15 protein-coding genes are annotated in these 19,112 nt (G+C 61.8%); 13 read left to right on the top strand and 2 right to left on the bottom strand.

From position 1 onward, the window contains the following. The first annotated feature begins 46 nt into the window (after positions 1 to 46). The 13 genes from V7651_RS01095 to V7651_RS01035 all read left to right on the top strand — a co-directional run bounded on the left by V7651_RS01095 (position 47) and on the right by V7651_RS01035 (position 15,247). The gene (locus tag V7651_RS01095; protein ID WP_335611901.1) at positions 47 to 1,258 is read left to right on the top strand and encodes an FAD-dependent oxidoreductase; all 1,212 of its coding nucleotides are present in this window, start codon (positions 47 to 49) and stop codon (positions 1,256 to 1,258) included. A 53-nt stretch (positions 1,259 to 1,311) separates the two neighbouring features. Then, positions 1,312 to 2,013 carry a metallophosphoesterase family protein gene (locus V7651_RS01090; RefSeq protein WP_335611900.1) on the top strand — a complete coding sequence of 234 codons (702 nt, stop codon included), beginning with the start codon at positions 1,312 to 1,314 and terminating at the stop codon, positions 2,011 to 2,013. Between the two features lie 208 nt (positions 2,014 to 2,221). Continuing rightward, positions 2,222 to 3,097 (top strand): Flp pilus assembly protein CpaB, encoded by an 876-nt coding sequence (cpaB, locus tag V7651_RS01085; RefSeq protein WP_335611899.1) that lies wholly within the window; start codon positions 2,222 to 2,224, stop codon positions 3,095 to 3,097. Beyond that, positions 3,094 to 4,401 (top strand): type II and III secretion system protein family protein, encoded by a 1,308-nt coding sequence (locus V7651_RS01080; RefSeq protein WP_335611898.1) that lies wholly within the window; start codon positions 3,094 to 3,096, stop codon positions 4,399 to 4,401. The genes cpaB and V7651_RS01080 overlap by 4 nt, the downstream gene beginning before the upstream one ends. Continuing rightward, complete coding sequence (locus V7651_RS01075; protein WP_035540865.1) at positions 4,398 to 4,664, top strand: hypothetical protein; 267 nt, start codon at positions 4,398 to 4,400, stop codon at positions 4,662 to 4,664. Before V7651_RS01080 ends, V7651_RS01075 begins: the two co-directional genes overlap by 4 nt. A gap of 1 nt (position 4,665) precedes the next feature. Continuing rightward, positions 4,666 to 5,868: a CpaE/TadZ family protein gene (locus V7651_RS01070; RefSeq protein ID WP_335611897.1), complete on the top strand. Its 1,203-nt coding sequence runs from the start codon at positions 4,666 to 4,668 to the stop codon at positions 5,866 to 5,868. Then, positions 5,865 to 7,256: a CpaF family protein gene (locus V7651_RS01065; protein ID WP_335591341.1), complete on the top strand. Its 1,392-nt coding sequence runs from the start codon at positions 5,865 to 5,867 to the stop codon at positions 7,254 to 7,256. The genes V7651_RS01070 and V7651_RS01065 overlap by 4 nt, the downstream gene beginning before the upstream one ends. 11 nt (positions 7,257 to 7,267) lie before the next feature. Continuing rightward, positions 7,268 to 8,242: a type II secretion system F family protein gene (locus V7651_RS01060; protein WP_335611896.1), complete on the top strand. Its 975-nt coding sequence runs from the start codon at positions 7,268 to 7,270 to the stop codon at positions 8,240 to 8,242. A gap of 9 nt (positions 8,243 to 8,251) precedes the next feature. Beyond that, entirely contained in the window at positions 8,252 to 9,193 is a 942-nt protein-coding gene (locus V7651_RS01055) for a type II secretion system F family protein (RefSeq protein WP_335591339.1), read from the top strand. A gap of 48 nt (positions 9,194 to 9,241) precedes the next feature. Then, positions 9,242 to 10,201, top strand: coding sequence for an acetyl-CoA carboxylase carboxyltransferase subunit alpha (locus V7651_RS01050; RefSeq protein ID WP_335611895.1), 960 nt, complete (start codon positions 9,242 to 9,244; stop codon positions 10,199 to 10,201). Positions 10,202 to 10,264: 63 nt separating this feature from the next. Further along, positions 10,265 to 12,004 (top strand): amidohydrolase, encoded by a 1,740-nt coding sequence (locus V7651_RS01045; RefSeq protein WP_335611894.1) that lies wholly within the window; start codon positions 10,265 to 10,267, stop codon positions 12,002 to 12,004. Positions 12,005 to 12,006: 2 nt separating this feature from the next. Beyond that, a complete protein-coding gene (gene thiL / locus V7651_RS01040) occupies positions 12,007 to 12,951 on the top strand; it encodes a thiamine-phosphate kinase (RefSeq protein WP_335611893.1) in 945 nt (314 codons plus the stop codon). Between the two features lie 145 nt (positions 12,952 to 13,096). Further along, positions 13,097 to 15,247, top strand: coding sequence for a sodium-translocating pyrophosphatase (locus V7651_RS01035; RefSeq protein ID WP_035540886.1), 2,151 nt, complete (start codon positions 13,097 to 13,099; stop codon positions 15,245 to 15,247). 75 nt (positions 15,248 to 15,322) lie between these two features. Here the strand turns inward: V7651_RS01035 and katG are convergent, their stop codons facing one another. After that, positions 15,323 to 17,497: a catalase/peroxidase HPI gene (katG, locus tag V7651_RS01030; RefSeq protein WP_335611892.1), complete on the bottom strand. Its 2,175-nt coding sequence runs from the start codon at positions 17,495 to 17,497 to the stop codon at positions 15,323 to 15,325. Positions 17,498 to 17,662: 165 nt separating this feature from the next. Then, positions 17,663 to 19,078, bottom strand: coding sequence for a hypothetical protein (locus V7651_RS01025; RefSeq protein ID WP_335611891.1), 1,416 nt, complete (start codon positions 19,076 to 19,078; stop codon positions 17,663 to 17,665). Positions 19,079 to 19,112 lie beyond the last annotated feature (34 nt).

The following is a 19,112-nucleotide window of genomic DNA, read 5'->3' as shown; positions in this document are numbered from 1 at the left end:
GTCGCCATGTGCTAGGTTTAGGGGGCAATCCGCAAAGGAGCCGCCGATGACCATGCTGACCTGCCAATGCTGTATTGCTGGCGGCGGGCCGGCTGGCCTGATGATGGGATACCTTCTGGCGCGCGCGGGTGTGGACGTGATCGTGCTGGAAAAGCACGCTGACTTCCTGCGCGATTTCCGGGGCGATACGGTGCACCCCTCCACGCTGCAATTGTTCAAGGAGCTGGGCCTTGATGAAGGGTTGCTGACCCGGCCCTACCAGAAAACCGAGCATCTGATGGTGAGTATTTCCGGCGAGCCCTACAAGGTGGCGGACTTCAGCCGCCTGCCGCTGGAGCATGGTTTCATCGCGATGATGCCGCAATGGGACCTGCTGGATTTCGTGGCCGATACGGCGCGCGAATTGCCGAACTTCCGCCTGTTCATGTCGACCAAGGCCGAGACGCTGATTGAAGAAGACGGAAAGGTGGCGGGCCTGCGCGCCGAGGGCGAGGACGGACCGCTGGAAATTCGCAGCCTGCTGACCGTTGCTGCTGATGGGCGCGACTCGCGGCTGCGTGACCAGTCGGGCCTTGAGGTCGAGGACATGGGCGCGCCTATTGATGTGTTCTGGATGCGGCTGCCTCGGAAGGCCGACGCCGCCCTCGACTCGATGGCGCGGGCCGATGCGGATGGCTTTCTCGTGCTGATCAACCGGGGGGATTATTGGCAATGCGCGCTACCCTTTCCGAAAGGGGCTGCCGACACGATCCGCGCTGAGGGATTGGAGGCCTTCCGTGAGCGGATAGGGCGTTTGGCGCCAGACCTTGCGTCGGCGACGGGCGCGATTGGCAGCTGGGATGACGTAAAACTGCTGACCGTTCAGATGAACCGTCTGAAGACCTGGTGGCGGACCGGGTTGCTCTGCATTGGCGATGCGGCGCATGCCATGTCGCCGATTGGCGGGGTGGGGATCAATCTGGCGGTTCAGGATGCCGTGGCGGCGGCGCGCATGATAGCGCCGGACCTTCGCGAAGGCCGCGCACCGGACGCGAAGCTGGCCGCCGTGCAGAAGCGTCGGGACTGGCCCGCGCGGATGACGCAGCGCGCACAGATTGCCGCGCAGGACCGCGTGCTGGTGCCCGTCATTCGCGGCGGCGCGCCGCTGAAGGCGCCCTTCATTTTCAAACTGATTGACCGCGTTCCAATTCTTCGGGGGCTGACCGCGCGGGCGGTGGGCATGGGCCTGAGGCCGGAGCATTGGCCCGATGACAGCTGACATCCTGCGGCGTTGACCTTTTTTCCCGGCATTCGACGCCTTATTTTGGTGACATGACACAACGCATTTACTGCGCCATTGGCGACATTCACGGCGAGCTTGACCGATTGAAGGACCTGCACGCGCAGCTGGCCTTTCATGTGCGCCAACACCTGCGTGATGCGGACGTCACACTTGTGCACCTCGGTGACCTGATCGACCGGGGGCAGGATTCGTGCGGGGTGGTGGACTACCTGATCGACCTTGAAGCGCGGATGGGCCCGCGCGCCCTGACCCTGCGCGGCAATCATGAGCAGATGATGATTGAAGCGCTACGCGAGCAGAGTGCTGAGTCTCGCAGCCATTGGCTGGAGTGGGGCGGTGAAGAGACGATGGACAGCTATCGGCGCCGGGGCCTGGACGGGCCGCCGGACCACCATCTCGACTGGCTGCAATCGCTGCCGACCCTGCATCATGACACAGAGCAGGGGCTGGTCTTTGTCCATGCCGGGGTGGACCCGGACAAGTTTCCGGACTGCGGCGAGCGCGTGCAGATGTGGACGCGGCGCAAGGATTTCTTCGATGCCCGCTGCTGGACGTCACCGGACCTTGTCGGGCAGACGGTTGTGCACGGGCATTCGCCGACAGAGGACAACGCGCCCGACGTGGCGCATGGTGGCCGACGCATCAATGTCGATACGGGCGCCGTTTATGGCGGGCAGCTAACTGCGGCCATACTGGTGCCGGGGCAGGCGCCAACCTTCCTTCATAGCTAAGGAAAGTGCGATCAGAACATGCGCCAGCGAAGCATGTTTTGCGTGCAAAGCCATGATTCATTTGCGCTTAATATAGATTGTTTTTTGGTTAACAGGGCGTTCTGCCGCCCCCTGACATTTAGCCTGTCGTCTTCAATAGACTTTATCGCCTGAGCCCTAGTGTTCGACTCTGACCTGGTGGCGGTCGTGGAACAAAGGGCAACATGCAATGAAGGCAACAACGCTGATAAGCCTTGGTCTTTCGCTGGTATTGGGCGTGGGCGCGGTCTTTCTGGGCCGCAGCTACATGACATCCGACAAGAACGAGGCATCTGCGGCAAGCGTTGTGCCTGCAGTCGAGATGTCGTCCGTAATTGTTGCAACTTCTGTCATCCAGACGGGCGACATGATTGACCATTCCATGCTGAAAGCAACGCTGTGGCCAGCCGATGCTGTGCCCGCCGATGCTGTGCGCAGCCTGGAGGACCTCAAGGATGTCGCCTATGCGCGCGGCCTGATCGTGGCGGGCGAGCCGCTGATGCGTGCAAAGATTGATGAGACAGGGTCCGTGCTGACGCTGGCCGCGGCCATTGCGCCCGGCATGCGCGCGGTTGCCATTGTTGTCGGAAGCGACACGGGCGTGGCTGGATTTGTGCTGCCGGGAGACCGGGTTGATGTGAACGAATTCGTTCCGCGCGAAGAAGCGGGCGGCGGCAGGGCGGGCAATGGCGAGCGGATGTCGGGCAATGTGATTGCGCGCACGGTGATCAAGAATGTGAAAGTGCTGGCGATCGACCAGACGTTTGATGCGGGCCTTGAAGGCGCGCTGCCATCCAATACGGTGACGCTGGAAGTTTCCCCCGATGATGCCCTGATGCTTGGCGCGGCGAGCCAGCGCGGCGCGCTGGGGCTGGCGCTGATTGGACGCAAGGAAGAAGCTGAGGTTGTGGCGGAAATCCGCCGGGCGCCCGTTCCTGTTTCCCGGCCACGTATTGTGCGCGCCCCGTCCACGGCGCGTATCCGTGTGATCAATGGCGATGCCGAGACAGAAGTGACAACGCCGGTGGCGGCGCCCAAGGCGCCCGCCGGAGGAGCAAGCCAATGAAGATGACGCACAAGTTTTATGTGGCAGCCCTTGCGCTGGTCGCAATGATGGCGCCGCCAGCGTCGGCTTGGCTGCAGCGTAGCGCGCCTGAGGGGGCGGATGTACTTGTGCTGGAAAAAGGCCGTTCCACGGTTGTGGAGGCTGAAGCGAAATTCGCGACTCTGGTGGTGGCTGATCCGGATATTGCCGATGTGATGGCCACGTCCGACCGGTCGTTCTTCCTGCGTGGCAAGGTGCCGGGCACGACCACCGTGCTGATCTATAGTGCCGCTGGCGAGATCGCCGAGCTGATTGATGTCGAGGTGGAGCTGGGGCTCGACGAGCTGCGCACCGACCTGAAGAACCTGCTGCCGGGTGAGGATATCAATGTTTATCCCGTGCATGACGGCGTGTTTCTGGATGGCAAGCTGACCACGGCCGCTGCCGCGGATATGGCTTTGCAGCTGGCTGAGCGGCATGTGCCGGGCGGCGTCGCCAATGGACTCTCCGTTGGGCAGAGCCAGCAGGTGTTGCTGGAAGTGCGCTTTGTCGAGGCGAGCCGGACGGCCGTGAAAGAGATCGGCTTTGGCAACTCGTTCGATGCCAATGACGTGGTGGGCGTGACCGACAGCGGTACCGTTTCAGGGGTCGCGGAAAAGACCATCGCGCTGTTCACCAATGTCGGTAACGAGAATGTCGATATCACGCTGCGGGCACTCGAGCAGAAGGGCGTGATCCGTACACTGGCGGAACCGAACCTTGTGGCACTGTCGGGCGACACGGCGAGCTTTCTGGCGGGCGGGGAATATCCGATCCCGGTGTCGAACACGAATGGCGAGATCACTGTCGAGTTCAAGAAGTTTGGCGTGAGCCTGGATTTTACGCCAACCGTCCTCGGCGACGGCCTCGTGAACCTGCGTGTGCGCCCTGAGGTTTCTGCGCTGGATCGCGGCAACGGCATCCGCGCGAACAATATCGAGATACCGGGCATTTCGGTGCGGCGTGCGGATACGACCATTGAGCTGCATGACGGGCAGGCCTTTGCGATCGCGGGCCTGCTCCAGAACGATTATTCCAATGATGTGCGCCAGACGCCATGGCTGGGCAGTGTGCCGATCCTTGGCAACCTGTTTGCGTCCAAGCGTTACCAGAAGAACGAGAGCGAACTGGTGATTATCGTCACGCCGCGGCTTGTGCAGCCAGCGGCGCATCCGGGCATGCTGGACACGCCGTTCGACGCATTCGCCGAGCCGACCGAAGCGGAACTGTTCCTGCTCGACAAGACGGCGATTGTTCAACCCGCAGGTACAGGAGCCACGCAATGACGTGTGATTTGAAAACCATTGGTGCCGTGGCCGGGATATCCTTGCTGACAGCCTGCGCGAGCTTTGACCATCAGGATGCATCCCTTCTGGGCGGCGCGAATGAGCACAATATCGCCGCGCAATCCGTGCGTGATGTAAACCTGCCCAACTCCCGTGAGGTCGAGTCTTCCTCTGGCGTGCGGGCAGCCAAGGCAGTCAAGGCGCTCAATGAGGGCACGCGACAAGAGCCGGGTCAGGCCTCAGCGAACCAGACGGGCAGCTGACATGTTTGAACCCGTCCGAAAGCCTGAAGCCAATGCGCCGCCATCCGGTCGCATCATTCCCGCACTGGCCGTTCTGGTGCGACCTGAACTGATGGAGGATCTTCAGGGTGCTTGCGCCGAGCTGTCCGACCTTACCGGCCTCTCGTCTTCCGAGATCGTGCTGCGCCATGGCGGCGGCCTTGTGCTCGTTGAGCAGGGCGTTGCCGGTTATGACCAAGTGATCCTTACGCTGGCCGTCGAGCGACCCGGCACGGCCGTGATCGTCATTTCGGACCAGCTGCCGGGGCATATGGTGCGCGCTTTGATGAAGCTCGAAGCGTCCGACATTGTACCGACGACTGCGGGCATCGAGGAAATCATCGATGTGGCAGAGCAGCTGCGTGAGACGCGGTCCATCCAGGGTTCGGGTGCGACATCGAAATGCTGGGCCTTGCGCGGCGCTGTGGGCGGCGCGGGCGTCTCGACATTGTCCATTGAAAGCGCCTTCAGCCTCGCGCGCAAGGTCGGTCCGGGGAAAGTGTGCCTTGTCGACCTCAATCTCGCGGACGGGATGACAACGTCGTTCCTGGAAGCGGTGCCCAAGCTTGACCTGCATGCCCTGGCGGCAGCGCCCGAGCGCCTGGACCAGCGGCTTCTGGCGGCATGGTGCTGGGAGCATGAAGATGGCGTGTCGCTGATCGCTGCGCCCCGGAACCCGGATGCGGACATGCTGGCGACGGAAGAGGCGATCCTGCGCCTGCTGGACGTGGCCTGTAGTGCGTTTGAATATGTAATTGTCGACATGCCCCGGCATATGATGCCCTGGACCAAATCCGTTCTGGGCGCTGTCGATGAAGCGATTATCGTTAGTGAGCTGACGGTGCCAAGCTTGCACGCTGCCGCTGACATGTGTCGCGAAACGGATGCGCTGCGTCCGGATGGCGCCAAGTCCAAGCTGGTTCTCAACCGCATGTTCCCGAAGAAACGCTTTCGCGCCGAATTCGCCGTGGACAAGGCCGAGCAGGCCATTGAACGCGAGATTCATACAACAATCACTTCCGACTGGGACGCGGCACGTACGGCGGTCAATCTCGGCAAACCGATTGCTGACGTGAAGCCGAAGAGCCCGCTTGTCGCCGATGTTGCGGCTTTCGTGGACAAGCTGCTGCCGGAAGATGCCATTGAAGCGATGCCGCAAGCCGGCAAGAAAAGACGTGCGAAATGAGCCGGTTTGGATCCAGCTCCGTACCTGCGACGCCGCTCGTGATTCCCGCCGATCCCGCTGCGGAGACAAGGCCGACGGCCCAGATGGCTGCGGCAAAGGTCAAGACCGATGAAAAGGCTTTCGACCTGCTGGACGCCAAGTTGCGCGTGCATGCAAAGCTGATCGACGAACTGGACCTGTCGGCGCTCGACAAGATGGACGATGCCACGATGCGCCAGCGCGTGCGCGGCATCATTTCCGAGATCATTCGCAAGGAAGAGATGGCGCTTTCATCGGTGGAGGAAATGTCTTTCGCGGATGCCGTCATGGACGAGATGACGGGCCTCGGCCCGATCGAGCCGCTGCTGAAGGATGATTCCATCGCGGACATCCTGATCAACGGCTATGACCAGGTCTACATCGAACGCCATGGCGAGCTTCAGCTGGCGCCTGTCCGCTTCGCCGACAATGATCACCTCCTGCGCATCGTTCAGCGCATCGTGTCCGCTGTGGGCCGACGCGTGGATGAGAGCCAGCCGCTGGTTGATGCGCGCCTGCTTGATGGAAGCCGGGTCAACGCAGCCATCGCGCCGATTGCCATTGACGGTCCGCTGGTCTCGATCCGGAAATTCTCCAAGTCCCCGCTGACGATGGACAAGCTGGTCGGCTTTGGCGCCATTCCGGGCCCCGTGGCCGAGTTCATTCTCGGCGCCGTGAAGTGCAAGGCCTCAACGGTCATCTCGGGCGGTACCGGCTCGGGCAAGACGACCCTGCTTAATGCGCTCTCTTCCGCGATCAGCCCCAAGGAACGGATGATCACGATTGAGGATGCGGCCGAGCTTCAGCTCCAGCAGCCGCATGTGGCGCGCATGGAAACACGGCCCCCGAACATCGAGGGCAAGGGCGAAATCCGTCAGCGGGAGCTCGTCAAGAACGCGCTGCGCATGCGACCCGACCGCGTCATCCTCGGCGAGGTGCGCGGCGAGGAAGCGTTCGACATGCTGCAGGCCATGAACACGGGCCACGAAGGCTCCATGGCGACGATCCACGCCAACAACCCGCGCGATGCGATCACCCGTCTTGAGCAGATGGTGATGATGGGCGGGATGAAGATTTCCGAAGAAGCCATCCGGGGGCAGATCGCCTCGGCCGTGAACTTCATTGTTCAGGCTTCGCGCCTGTCTGACGGTTCGCGTAAGGTCATGTCCATTGCCGAGATTACCGGCATGGAAGGCTCGGTTATCCAGATCCAGGAAATCTTCAAGTACGAGCGCACCGGCACGTCGGAAGAAGGCAAGGTTATCGGCAAGTTTGTCGCGACCGGGCTGCGCCCGAAATTTCTCGACGAGATGGAACGACGCGGCGTGCATATGCCCAAGGGCATGTTCGATCCGTCAACGGTGTTCTAGTCGTGTTTGGCTTGCCAGATATTTCCAGTCTCAACCTGTTCCTCGTGATCCCGGGGATCATGGCGGCGGGGGCTTTCTTCTTTGTTATCCAGTCGGTTCTGGACCTGCTGAACCAGGCGAAGACCCAGCGGATTGTGAACCGGCGCCTGCAATTCAAGGACAAGTACGCGACGACAAGCGAGGCCATGGTCGAGCTGCGCAAGAGCAGGGGGCTTGATTCCGATGGCAACTTCGCGATGCCCCTGCAGCGGTTCAACCAATTGGTCGTGCGTTCCGGTCTGCCTTACCAGCCCCTGAAATGGTGGGCCATGTCAGCAGGTGGCGGCGTCGCGGCAGCGGCTGCGTACATGTATTTTGTTGGCGGCTGGATGCCGGCGGTCGGTATTTTCCTGCTCGTCTGGGCTGTCGGTCCGCTGGTTGTTCTGAAACATGTTGGGGGCAAGCGCCGCAAGAAACTGGCGGAGCAATTGCCCGACGCCTTGCAGATCGTCTGCCGCAGCCTCGAGGCGGGCCACCCGGTCGCCACCGCCGTCGCCCTTGTTGCCCGCGAGATGCCGGACCCGATCGGCACGGAATTTGGCATGACGGCTGACGAAGTGTCCTATGGCTTCTCGCTGACCAATGCCGTGCAGCGCATGGCCGAGCGGGCGGGCGACCCGGATGTTGAACTGTTCGGCGCAACTGTGCGCCTGCAGGAACGCACGGGTGGCAATCTCTGCGACTTGCTGAAGGCCAATACGACGACAATCCGCGAACGCCAGACGATGCGCCTGAAGGTGAAGGCCGCCTCGTCGGAGGGACGCGCGTCGGCCATGATCCTGACATCGGCGCCTTTCCTCGTGATGCTCGCCATCCACCTCACCCGGCCTGAATTCTACGGTAGCGTTATTGACGAGCCGCTCATTCGGTATGGCTTTGCAGGCCTGTTTACGTGGATGTTCATTGGCAATTTGGTCATGCGCAAAATGATCAATTTCAAGATGTAGAGCCTGACGATGAATGCTGACCTTTCATCCTTTCCGGCGCTATGGGCGCCGCTGCTCATGCTGGGCGCAGCCATGGCTTTGGCATTTCCGCCTGTCCTGACATTCCTGAAGAGCCGGCGAGACATGGAAAGCGTCGAGCGCCGGTTGGCGCGGCGCAGTCCTGCGTCGGAAGCGGAGGCCGCGGCGCGGAACAAGAGCCGTATTGGCCGGGCGGTTACCGGTCTCGCCGACCAGATGGCGCCGGGCGATGATGAGCAAGGTGTCAGCGTTGCCAAGGCGCGCCTCGCCGCTGCGGGCTTTACCGGCCAGTCGGCGGTTGGCCGGTATTATTTCGCGCGTCTCTTGTGCATTGTCCTGCCACAGCTGGCACTGCTCGCAGCGCTGCCATATTTGACAGAGCTGCCGGGAAACATGCCGATCATGATCTCGGTTATGCTGGTGTTGGTCGGCCTGATCGCGCCGGGCATGTATCTCGACAAGCGAACCAAGGCGCGCCGCCAGGAATGCTCGTCCGGGTTTCCGGACATGATGGACCTGCTGGTCGCGTGCGTGGAGGCGGGGCTCAGCCTTGATGCCTCGGTGCAGCGTGTGGGCGAGGAGCTGGAGCTGCGCCACCCGATCATTGCGGGATTCATGCGCACGCTGTCGCTGGAACTCCGGGCCGGCCGGGCGCGCAAGGCTGCATGGCGCGGATTTGCCGACCGGATGGGAATCGAAGAGGCCGGTTCGCTGGCGACGATGCTGCGTCAGGCCGAGGAAATGGGCACGAGTCTTGGCCAGACCCTGCGGGTCTTCTCGGCTGATATGCGTCAGCGCCGCATTCTCTATGCCGAGGAAAAGGCCATGGCTCTGCCGGCAAAATTGACTTTACCCTTGGTTTTTTTCGTTTTTCCGGTGCTTCTGGGCGTGCTGATCTTGCCAGCGGTCGTTATGTTCCAGAGAGTGCTTTGATGAAAAGGGCGCTAGGCGAGTCAGGCAGGGGTTGCTAGATAGTTCAGCATGAGCACGACTTATCTCGATTTTGAAAAGCCTATCGCCGAACTCGACGCCAAGATTGCCGAGCTCGAAGCCATCTCCGGCCAGAAGGGTGGGCCGTCCATCAAGGACGAGCTCAACAAGCTGAAGGCCAAATCGACCAAGCAGCTGAAAGACATTTATTCGGACCTGTCGGCCTGGCGGAAGACGCAAGTTGCCCGGCATCCGGATCGTCCGCACCTGTCAGACTATATCGCCACAATTTTCGAGGATTTCGAGGAATTGGCAGGCGATCGCCTGTTCGGCAATGACGAGGCGATTATCGGCGGTCTTGCGCGCTTCAAGGGCCGCTCTGTGGTCATCATGGGCCATGAGAAGGGCCGCACCACCGAAAAGCGCCTGAAGCACAATTTCGGCATGGCGCACCCGGAAGGCTACCGCAAAGCGGTGCGCCTGATGGACATGGCCGAGAAGTTCAATCTTCCTGTCCTCAGCTTCCCTGATACAGCTGGTGCCTATCCCGGCAAGGGCGGCGAAGAGCGCGGGCAGGCGGAAGCGATTGCGCGTGGCACCCAGCGTGGCCTGTCGCTGGGCGTGCCGTTCGTGACGCTGATCATCGGTGAAGGCATGTCGGGCGGCGCCATTGGCATCGCGGCGGCCAATACGGTCCTGATGATGGAACATGCGATCTATTCCGTCATCTCGCCGGAGGGCTGCGCGTCCATCCTCTACCGCGACCCGGCCAAGGCGCGCGATGCGGCAGACGCGATGAAGATTACGGGGCCTGACCTGTTGAAAACGAAGGTGATCGACGGCGTGGTGAAAGAGCCTGTCGGCGGCGCGCACCGTGACCCGCAACGGGCCATGGCTGCCGCAGCCAAGGCGCTTGATACGGCGCTCAAGGACCTGGAAGGCCTCTCGCCGCAGGAACTGCGCCGGCAGCGCCGGGATCGCTTCTACGCGATTGGCCGCGAGATCCTTTAAGGCTTGCTTGTAATCGGCCGCCCGAACCGTCAGGCTGCGCGCCAGATCGTTGGAGGGCATTCCATGCGTCATATCATTACCGGACTAGCTGTTTTGCTGGCCGTTGCGTGCTCGCGAGGCGAAGCGGAGAAGCAGCAGCATCACAGCGAAGGCGCGGTAATTTATCCGGCCGCCAGCGTTGTGACGATGACGGGTGAGGACGCTGCGGCGACGGCCGTTGCGGTCAAGAACGGGCGTATCGTGGGCGTTGGCACAGAGGCGGAACTCGCCAAGGACCTGCCGAAGGCAGAGGTGGACCGCACATTCGAGGGGCTGACCATCGTGCCGGGCCTGATCGACCCGCATGTGCATGTGATGCTGGGCGCGCTGCAATATGCGTTGCCACTGACACCGCCCTGGCCAATGGCGACGCCCGACGGCATGCGGATGGGCATTGGCACGCGGGAGGGATTCCTGTCGGAAGTCGCCGCGATTTCGGCCTCCATGCCGCCGGGCCAACCTGCCGTGATCTATGGCTATCACAACCTGGTGCATGGTGACCTGACGCGCGCCGATCTTGATGCGATCTCGGCTGAACGACCGATCGTGATCTGGCATTATTCAAGCCATGACTTCTATCTCAACAGCGCGGCGATCAAGCGGGCCGGGTTCACGCCTGCGCTGGCGGAGAAGTTCCATGGTGTGGACCTCGACGCCAAGGGCGAGCTGACGGGGCGTATCTATGAGGATGCGGCCTTTGCCGTGGTGCAGGCCTATGCCGATGTGATCCTGGCGCCGGAGAATGCGAGCGCGGGATTCCATGGGTTTTCGCGCATGCTGCGCCATGCGGGTGTCACCACGACCGTCGAGATGGGCTATGGCCTGTTCGGCTACGAGCTGGAAGACGCCAATATCCGCAATAACTGGGTCGATCCGCAGACATCCGGGTACAATCTCTATCTCGTGCCGGAGTTTCGCGCGCTGGCGCGGACGTATGGGGATGGGCGGGTTCGGGCCATGCTTGATCTCGCGACGGGCGCGCGTGGGGCTGCGGCGCCGGTTCTGCCGCGCGTGAAATTCTTTACCGATGGCGCTTTCTACAGCCAGACCATGCGCCTCTCTCCGCCCGGATACCTCGCCGGGCAATCAGAGGGCACAGAGGGGCTTTGGGTGCTGAAACCGGAGCAGATCGTGCCGGCTATCCAGCCTTACTGGGATGCCGGTCTCGGTGTGAATATCCATTCCAATGGTGATGCCGCTCAAGGCGCGACACTGGCGGCGCTCAGCAAGTTGCGCGAAGGCGGCGCGGGGAATTCCTTTACCATCGAGCATGGCGGCCTGTTTTCGCCGGAGCAGGTGGCAGAGGCGGGGCGTTTGAAGGCCAACGTCTCGGCTGCCAGCCACTATGTCTACTACATGGGCGAGCCCTATGCCGATCCGCTGGGACAGCCGCGCGCACAGTGGATTACGCCGCTGGGCGCCTTGAAAAAGGCAGGGGCTGTCGTGGCCGTTCACTCCGATGCGCCGCTGGCGCCGCCGGAGCCGCTGCGGGCGGCGGGTGTGCACATCACGCAGGCCACCAAGGAGGGCGGCGTGTATGAGGCGAACATGGCGCTGACGCCTTACCAGGCGCTGGAATCTGTAACGCTTGATGCAGCAAAGGCGGTGGGGCTGGACAAGGAGATCGGGTCGATCGAAGTTGGCAAGCGGGCGGACTTTACAATTCTGGGCGCCAATCCGCTGACTGTGGCGGGGGAGAACTGGACCGGCATTCCGGTCTGGGGCGTTGTTTTGGCAGGGGAAAAGCGCCCTCTGGACGACTGACAATGGCGGAAAAGGACTGGATTGCACGCTATCTCGCGCCGCTGGCGCAGGGCGCCGGCGCGGCTGGCCTGCGCGATGACGTGGCGCAGCTGGGTGTCTCTGATCCTGTAGCAATTACAACAGATGCGATGGTGGAGGGGGTGCATTTCCTTGGCACGGACCCCATCGATACCGTAGCGCGCAAGCTGGTGCGGACGAATGTGTCGGACCTGCTGGCGAGCGGGGCAGAACCAGCCGAAGCGCTGCTTGTGCTCGGCTGGCCCAAGCGGCGCGGCGAGGCGGAAATCGCAGCATTTGCAGCAGCTTTGGGCGATGAGCTGGCGGCCTGGGGGGCTGAGCTGATTGGCGGCGATACGGTGACGAGCCCCGGCGGGCTGTTCCTTTCTTTGACACTGACGGGGCGCTGCCTCAATGCGGGCCCTGTGCGGCGGACGGGTGCCAAAGCGGGCGATTGCGTGTGGCTTACGGGGACAATCGGGGCCGCCGCACGGGCGTGGCAGGACCATTCCCGGGGTATTCCGAGTCCATTCCCGGGTTCTTCCGGGACCGATGCCTACCGTTTGCCGGTTCTTCCGCCCCTCGCGACGGCCAAATTGGTGGCTGGTCACGCGAGCGCGGCGATGGATGTGTCCGATGGCTTGCTGATTGATGCCAAGACTCTGGCCAAAGCCTCCGGTGTCGCCATGGAGATGGATCTCGGCGCGGTGCGCTTCTCGGGCGGCGAGATGGACCTTGCCGAAATGCTGAAACTGGCGACCTGGGGCGATGACTATCAGACGCTGTTCACGGCGCCGGAGAACAATTCCAAGTTGATCTCGCGTGAGGCGCAAAATTCTGGTATCGAAATCACCTGTATCGGGAAAATTGTTGCTGGATCAGGCCTTTCCCTCGAACGCGGGGGCCGAAACGTTAACCTGCCTGAAACTCTGGGGTTCGAGCATGGTTAGTGGGGGCAGCTGATATTCGCTCCTGAAGGGAGGCGGGTTGCCTCATTCAGGTGCGGCTGGCAGCAATTACCCACCATAACCAGGTTTTGGAGATCCGGGAGCAACCCGGGCCCGCTAAAGAACTCAGGGAAGGAAGGAAATACCCATGTGGTTTTATCTAGCACTCGCCGCGGGCGTTGTGTCTGTCCTGTACGGTTACCTACAGATCAATTCGATCATGAAGGCCCCGTCAGGCGACCATCGCATGCGTGAAATAGCGCTGGCCATTCAGGAAGGCGCAAATGCCTACCTCAAACGCCAGTATCGTACGATCGCCATTGTTGGCGCTGTTGTTGTTGTGATCCTGCTTGTCGCGCTCGGTTGGAAATCGGCGCTCGGCTTTATCATCGGTGCCGTCCTGTCGGGCGCAGCCGGGTTTATCGGCATGCTTGTTTCGGTTCGGGCCAATGTGCGCACGACCGAAGCCTCCAAGAACGGCCTAGCGGCTGGCCTTGCACTGGCGTTCAAGTCTGGCGCCATTACCGGCATGCTCGTGGTTGGCCTCGCGCTGCTCGGCATCGTTCTCTATTACGGCCTGCTGACCGGGCCGCTCGATCTCGACCTGTCGGTGCGTGACGAGAAACGCCAGGTGATCGACGCGCTCGTGTCGCTCGGCTTCGGCGCTTCGCTGATCTCGATCTTTGCCCGTCTCGGCGGCGGTATCTTCACCAAGGGTGCGGATGTCGGCGGCGACATGGTGGGCAAGGTGGAAGCCGGCATTCCAGAAGATGACCCGCGCAACGCGGCCACCATCGCGGACAATGTGGGCGACAATGTCGGCGACTGTGCCGGCATGGCGGCCGACCTGTTCGAAACCTATGCCGTGACGCTGGTTGCGACCATGGTGCTGGGCGGGATCTACTTCTCAGGCTCTGCGGACATTTCCGCTGTCATGATGCTGCCGCTGGCGATTGCCGCCGTCTGTATCATCACTTCGATCGTGGGCACGTTCTTCGTGCGCCTCGGCAAGAACTCCACTGACGTCATGTGGGCGCTCTACAAGGGCCTCATCGTGACCGGCGTGCTGTCGATTGGTGGACTTGCGATTGCCATCAGCAGCGTGTTGCCGAACGGGTTCGGCGTGCTCAATGAAGCGGCCCAGCGCCTCGGCATGACCGGAGAGATTACGGGGCTCGACCTCTTCCTCTGCGGTGTGACCGGCTTGGTTGTGACGGGCCTCATCGTCTATATCACGGCCTATTATACCGAGACCAAGTTCCGCCCTGTCCGCTCGATAGCGAAAGCATCCGAGTCCGGCCATGGCACGAACGTGATCCAGGGGCTGGCCGTGTCACTTGAATCGACGGCGCTGCCTTCGATCACGATCATGGCGGGCATCCTGCTCACCTTCAATCTCGCGGGCCTCTATGGCATCGCGATTGCCACGACGACGATGCTGGCGCTGGCCGGTATCATTGTTGCCCTCGATGCCTTCGGCCCGGTGACGGACAATGCCGGCGGCATCGCGGAAATGGCTGAACTGCCGTCTGACGTTCGCAAGACGACTGACGCGTTGGACGCTGTTGGCAACACGACCAAGGCCGTGACCAAGGGCTATGCGATCGGATCGGCGGGCCTCGGCGCGCTGGTGCTGTTTGCGGCCTATTCGGAAGACCTGAAATACTTCATCTCTCAGGCCGACCCCGGCACGTTCTTCCACAATGTCGTGGTGGATTTCTCGATCTCCAGCCCCTACGTCGTGGTTGGCCTCCTGTTCGGCGGTCTCTTGCCGTTCCTCTTCGGCGGCATGTCGATGATGGCGGTGGGCCGCGCAGCGCAGGCTGTGGTCGAGGAAGTGCGCAGGCAGTTCCGCGAAATGCCGGGCATCATGAAAGGCGAAGTGAAGCCTGATTATGGCCGGGCCGTGGATATCCTGACGCAGGCCGCGATCAAGGAAATGGTGGTGCCGTCGCTGTTGCCGGTGCTGTCACCGCTTGTTCTGTTCGGTGTGATCATGCTGATCGCCGGACCGGGCGCTGCCCTGTCAGCTGTCGGGGCCATGCTGCTCGGCGTGATTGTGACGGGCCTGTTCGTGGCCATCTCGATGACATCGGGTGGCGGCGCATGGGACAATGCGAAGAAGTATATCGAGGACGGCCATCATGGCGGCAAGGGCTCTGAAGCCCACAAGGCCGCTGTCACGGGCGATACAGTCGGTGATCCGTACAAGGATACCGCTGGCCCGGCCGTGAACCCGATGATCAAGATCACGAATATCGTGGCCTTGCTTCTGCTCGCGGTGCTTGCCGCTCACTAGGCGTCAATGCCTGATCCAATAAAAAAGCCCCGGTGCAGATGCGTCGGGGCTTTTCCTTTTGGGGTGTCGTTTCGATCAGGCGATGTCGAACCGGTCGGCGTTCATCACCTTGGTCCAGGCGGCGACGAAGTCCTTGATGAACTTCTCCTTGCTGTCGTCCTGGGCGTAGACTTCAGCATAGGCGCGGAGGACCGAGTTGGAACCAAAGACCAGGTCCATGCGGGTGGCGGTCCACTTCACCGCGTCGCTGGCGCGATCGCGGATTTCGTAGAGGCCGTTGCCGGATGGGCGCCAGTAATTGTTGGTGTCCGTCAGGTTGACGAAGAAGTCGGTGGACAGGGCGCCGACATTATCCGTGAACACACCGTGCTTCGTGCCGCCATGGTTCGTGCCAATGGTGCGCATGCCGCCGACAAGGACAGTCATTTCCGGCGCGGTGAGGCCCATCAGCTGGGTCCGGTCGAGCATCAGCTCTTCCGGGCTGACATCGTACTCGGCCTTCTGGTAGTTGCGATAACCGTCCACCAGTGGCTCGAGTGGATTGAAGGAATCCGCATCGGTCATCTCGGCGGTTGCGTCGCCGCGACCGGGTGAGAAAGGCACCTTCACGTCATGACCAGCCGCCTTGGCTGCTTTTTCAACGCCGACATTGCCGGCGAGGACGATGACGTCAGCCAGGCTGGCGCCAGAGCCGGAGGCGATGCCTTCGAGCACTTTCAGGACTTTGGCCAGACGGGCTGGCTCGTTGCCTTCCCAATCCTTTTGCGGCGCGAGGCGTATGCGTGCCCCATTGGCGCCGCCGCGCATGTCGGACTGGCGATAGGTGCGGGCGCTGTCCCAGGCGGTGGAGACCATTTCGCTGACGGAGAGGCCGCTGGCGGCGATCTTCGCCTTGACGGCATCGACATCATAGCCTGTGTTGCCGGCCGGGATCGGGTCCTGCCAGATCAGGTCTTCCTGTGGCACTTCGGGGCCGAAGTAGCGTGCCTTTGGTCCCATGTCGCGGTGGGTCAGCTTGAACCATGCGCGGGCGAACTGGTCGGAGAAATAATCAAAGTCGTTATAGAAACGCTCGGAGATTTTCCGGTAGTCCGGGTCCATCTTCATCGCCATGTCGGCATCGGTCATGATCGGCATTTTGCGGATCGAGGGATCCTCGACGTCGACCGGCATGTCTTCTTCCTTGATGTCGACAGGCTGCCACTGCCATGCGCCGGCGGGGCTCTTCTTCAGTTCCCACTCATGGTTCAGCAGGAGGTCGAAATAGCCATTGTCCCATTGGGTCGGGTGGGTGGTCCACGCGCCTTCAAGGCCGCTGGTCACGGCGTCGCTGCCAATGCCGCGGGTCTTGTGGTTGATCCAGCCGAGGCCCTGTTCCGTGATGTCGGCGGCTTCCGGCGCCGGGCTGAGATTCGACTCCAGGCCATTGCCGTGTGCCTTGCCGACGGTGTGGCCGCCTGCGGTGAGAGCAACGGTTTCCTCGTCATTCATCGCCATGCGGGCGAAGGTGACGCGGACATCATGGGCGGATTTCAACGGGTCGGGTTTGCCGTCGCGGCCCTGAGGGTTGACGTAGATGAGGCCCATGTGGACGGCGCCGAGCGGCGCTTCCAGCGAGGCCGGGTCCTCGGAGTTGGCGTAGCGCTGGACGCTGTCGGACAGCCATTCCTTTTCCGAGCCCCAGTAGACGTCTTCTTCCGGCGCCCAGATGTCTTCGCGGCCGAAGGCAAAACCGAAGGTCTTGAAGCCCATGGATTCGTAGGCGACGTTGCCGGCGAGAATGTAGAGGTCGGCCCAGGAAACCTTGTTGCCGTATTTCTTCTTGATCGGCCACAGGAGGCGGCGGGCCTTGTCGAGATTGCCATTGTCCGGCCACGAATTGAGGGGCGCGAAGCGCTGGTTGCCGGTGCCCGCGCCGCCGCGACCATCGAACAGGCGGTAGGAGCCTGCGGCGTGCCAGGCGAGGCGGATCATCAGGCCGCCGTAGTGGCCCCAGTCAGCGGGCCACCAGGGCTGGCTGTCCGTCATCAGATCGGTGAGGTCTTGCTTGAGGGCTTTGACGTCGAGCTTTTTCAGCTCTTCGTGATAGTCGAAGTCCTTGCCCATGGGGTTGGTCTTGGTGTCGTGCTGGCTGAGGATGTCGAGGTTGAGTGCGTTGGGCCACCATTCCGTGACCGTGCGACCCATAGAGGTCATCCCGCCATGCATGACCGGGCATTTGCCAACGCTGGGTGTGTCGTTTCCGTCCATTATTTTCTCCGATGCTGATTGACCGCATTCTCTGCAAGTTGACGGAGGGTAACATGGCGCGGGCCAGCGCCCCAATTGAAACTAGGATGCGGGTCTATAGGCAAAATCTATAGGTCAGGCGCGCGTGGATTATTCAATGACCGGACGGCATTGAGCCGAGGCGTCTTATTGCGTGACCTCAAGGTGCATGCGGGCGCGCAGGGCTTCGCCTTCGAAGTAGATTCGGATTTCATAAGAACCGGGCTCCCGAACGGTAAGTTTCCATTCGCCTGCCGGTTTGGAAGACGAATAGCCCCTTGCGACGCTCCGGCCGGTCCCCGTGTCGATCAGGCTGATCCTCGCGTTGACGTGAGGGAAGCCTGACCAGTTCAATGTGAAGTGCTTGCCGACTTTCGGGCTAGGTGCGGACAGGGAGAGAGCGGGCCGGGCGTTGCGGCTGCCCGTGCCAGCGACGACGAAGTCCAGGCAGTCTGCGTAGGCGTCCGGTGAAGACGCATCAGATGGCAATTCAGTGCTGTAAGCGAGGCAGGCTTTATAGGGGCCGGTGAAGGGGGCGAGCGAGTGGCCCTCCCGTTCATAGACACCGCTCGTGGTTTTGGCAGGTATGTAGAACCATCCGCCGGGTCTTGGCTTTTCGTCGCCCATATAGATGAGGGCGATGCGCGCCGGTTTTCCCGACAAGCCGGAATAGGTGAGGCGCAGGGTCTCGTCGCGGGCGAGGGTCGCGTCATCAATCGCGAGATACAGGGACGTGCGCGGCCCGGTGGGCAGGGCGATAATTTCGAGGTCGCCAGCAGGTGTCGCGGCTTCGGCGAGGGTATCCGGAAAGCAGCCGCCTTCGTAGCACGCCATACTGGCGGGACAGGAGACTTCGGCGCAAGGATCTGCCGCTTCAGTCTCGCCGAAACTGGTCGGGAAACATCCACCCTCATAGCAGGCCATGTCAGAGGGGCAGGAAATGTCTGCGCAGGGATCAGCCGGCGCGTCCATCTGAGGGAAGCATCCTCCCTGATAGCACGCCTCTCCCGCCGGACAGAGGACGCCGGCGCACGGGTCAGTCTGGATTTTTGTGGAGGGCTTGCAGGCGCCATTGCTGGCGACGGAACCTGCTGGGCATGGAGCATCGGCCGGGGCGTCGATGCTCTCGAAGCATCCACCCTCGTAGCAGACCATTGATGATGGACAGCTCACCTCAGCGCAGGGATCGACTGGCGGGGTGGCTGGCGGCTCATCGAGGCTGAGAAAGCATCCACCTTCGTAGCACGTCATGTCGGCGGGGCAGCTGATGCCCTCACAGGCATCGACTGGAGCAGCAGACGGTTCATCGAGGCTCAAAAAGCATCCGCCTTCGTAGCATGCCATATCGGATGGGCAGGTCACATCGGCGCAGGGGTCATCTGACGGTCCGTCACCGAAACTCGTCGGGAAGCAGGCGCCTTCGTAACAGGCCATGTCCGATGGGCATGAAATTTCGGCACAGGCATCGACCGGCTTCTGCTGGGCGGAGGCTGTCAGGCCGAACGCCAGTAGGGCGGCCAGACAGGCCAGTGCTGAAACGATGGTCGAAAATCGAAATCGCATGCGTAGAACATCCAGGTTGCATGATGTCTACGTA

It is taken from the genome of Hyphomonas oceanitis, assembly GCF_036964545.1.
Classification (GTDB): Bacteria; Pseudomonadota; Alphaproteobacteria; order Caulobacterales; family Hyphomonadaceae; genus Hyphomonas; species Hyphomonas oceanitis.
Note: the sequence above shows the minus strand (reverse complement) of the source record. Positions and strands in the feature narration are given on the sequence as shown.

Coding starts and splice junctions, on each gene's coding strand:
- V7651_RS01065 (WP_335591341.1), top strand. CDS start 5,865: ATGAGCCGGTTTGGATCCAGCTCCGTACCTGCGACGCCGCTCGTGATT.
- cpaB (WP_335611899.1), top strand. CDS start 2,222: ATGAAGGCAACAACGCTGATAAGCCTTGGTCTTTCGCTGGTATTGGGC.
- V7651_RS01035 (WP_035540886.1), top strand. CDS start 13,097: ATGTGGTTTTATCTAGCACTCGCCGCGGGCGTTGTGTCTGTCCTGTAC.
- V7651_RS01025 (WP_335611891.1), bottom strand. CDS start 19,078: ATGCGATTTCGATTTTCGACCATCGTTTCAGCACTGGCCTGTCTGGCC.
- V7651_RS01095 (WP_335611901.1), top strand. CDS start 47: ATGACCATGCTGACCTGCCAATGCTGTATTGCTGGCGGCGGGCCGGCT.
- V7651_RS01070 (WP_335611897.1), top strand. CDS start 4,666: ATGTTTGAACCCGTCCGAAAGCCTGAAGCCAATGCGCCGCCATCCGGT.
- V7651_RS01050 (WP_335611895.1), top strand. CDS start 9,242: ATGAGCACGACTTATCTCGATTTTGAAAAGCCTATCGCCGAACTCGAC.
- V7651_RS01045 (WP_335611894.1), top strand. CDS start 10,265: ATGCGTCATATCATTACCGGACTAGCTGTTTTGCTGGCCGTTGCGTGC.
- katG (WP_335611892.1), bottom strand. CDS start 17,497: ATGGACGGAAACGACACACCCAGCGTTGGCAAATGCCCGGTCATGCAT.
- V7651_RS01055 (WP_335591339.1), top strand. CDS start 8,252: ATGAATGCTGACCTTTCATCCTTTCCGGCGCTATGGGCGCCGCTGCTC.
- V7651_RS01080 (WP_335611898.1), top strand. CDS start 3,094: ATGAAGATGACGCACAAGTTTTATGTGGCAGCCCTTGCGCTGGTCGCA.
- V7651_RS01090 (WP_335611900.1), top strand. CDS start 1,312: ATGACACAACGCATTTACTGCGCCATTGGCGACATTCACGGCGAGCTT.
- thiL (WP_335611893.1), top strand. CDS start 12,007: ATGGCGGAAAAGGACTGGATTGCACGCTATCTCGCGCCGCTGGCGCAG.
- V7651_RS01075 (WP_035540865.1), top strand. CDS start 4,398: ATGACGTGTGATTTGAAAACCATTGGTGCCGTGGCCGGGATATCCTTG.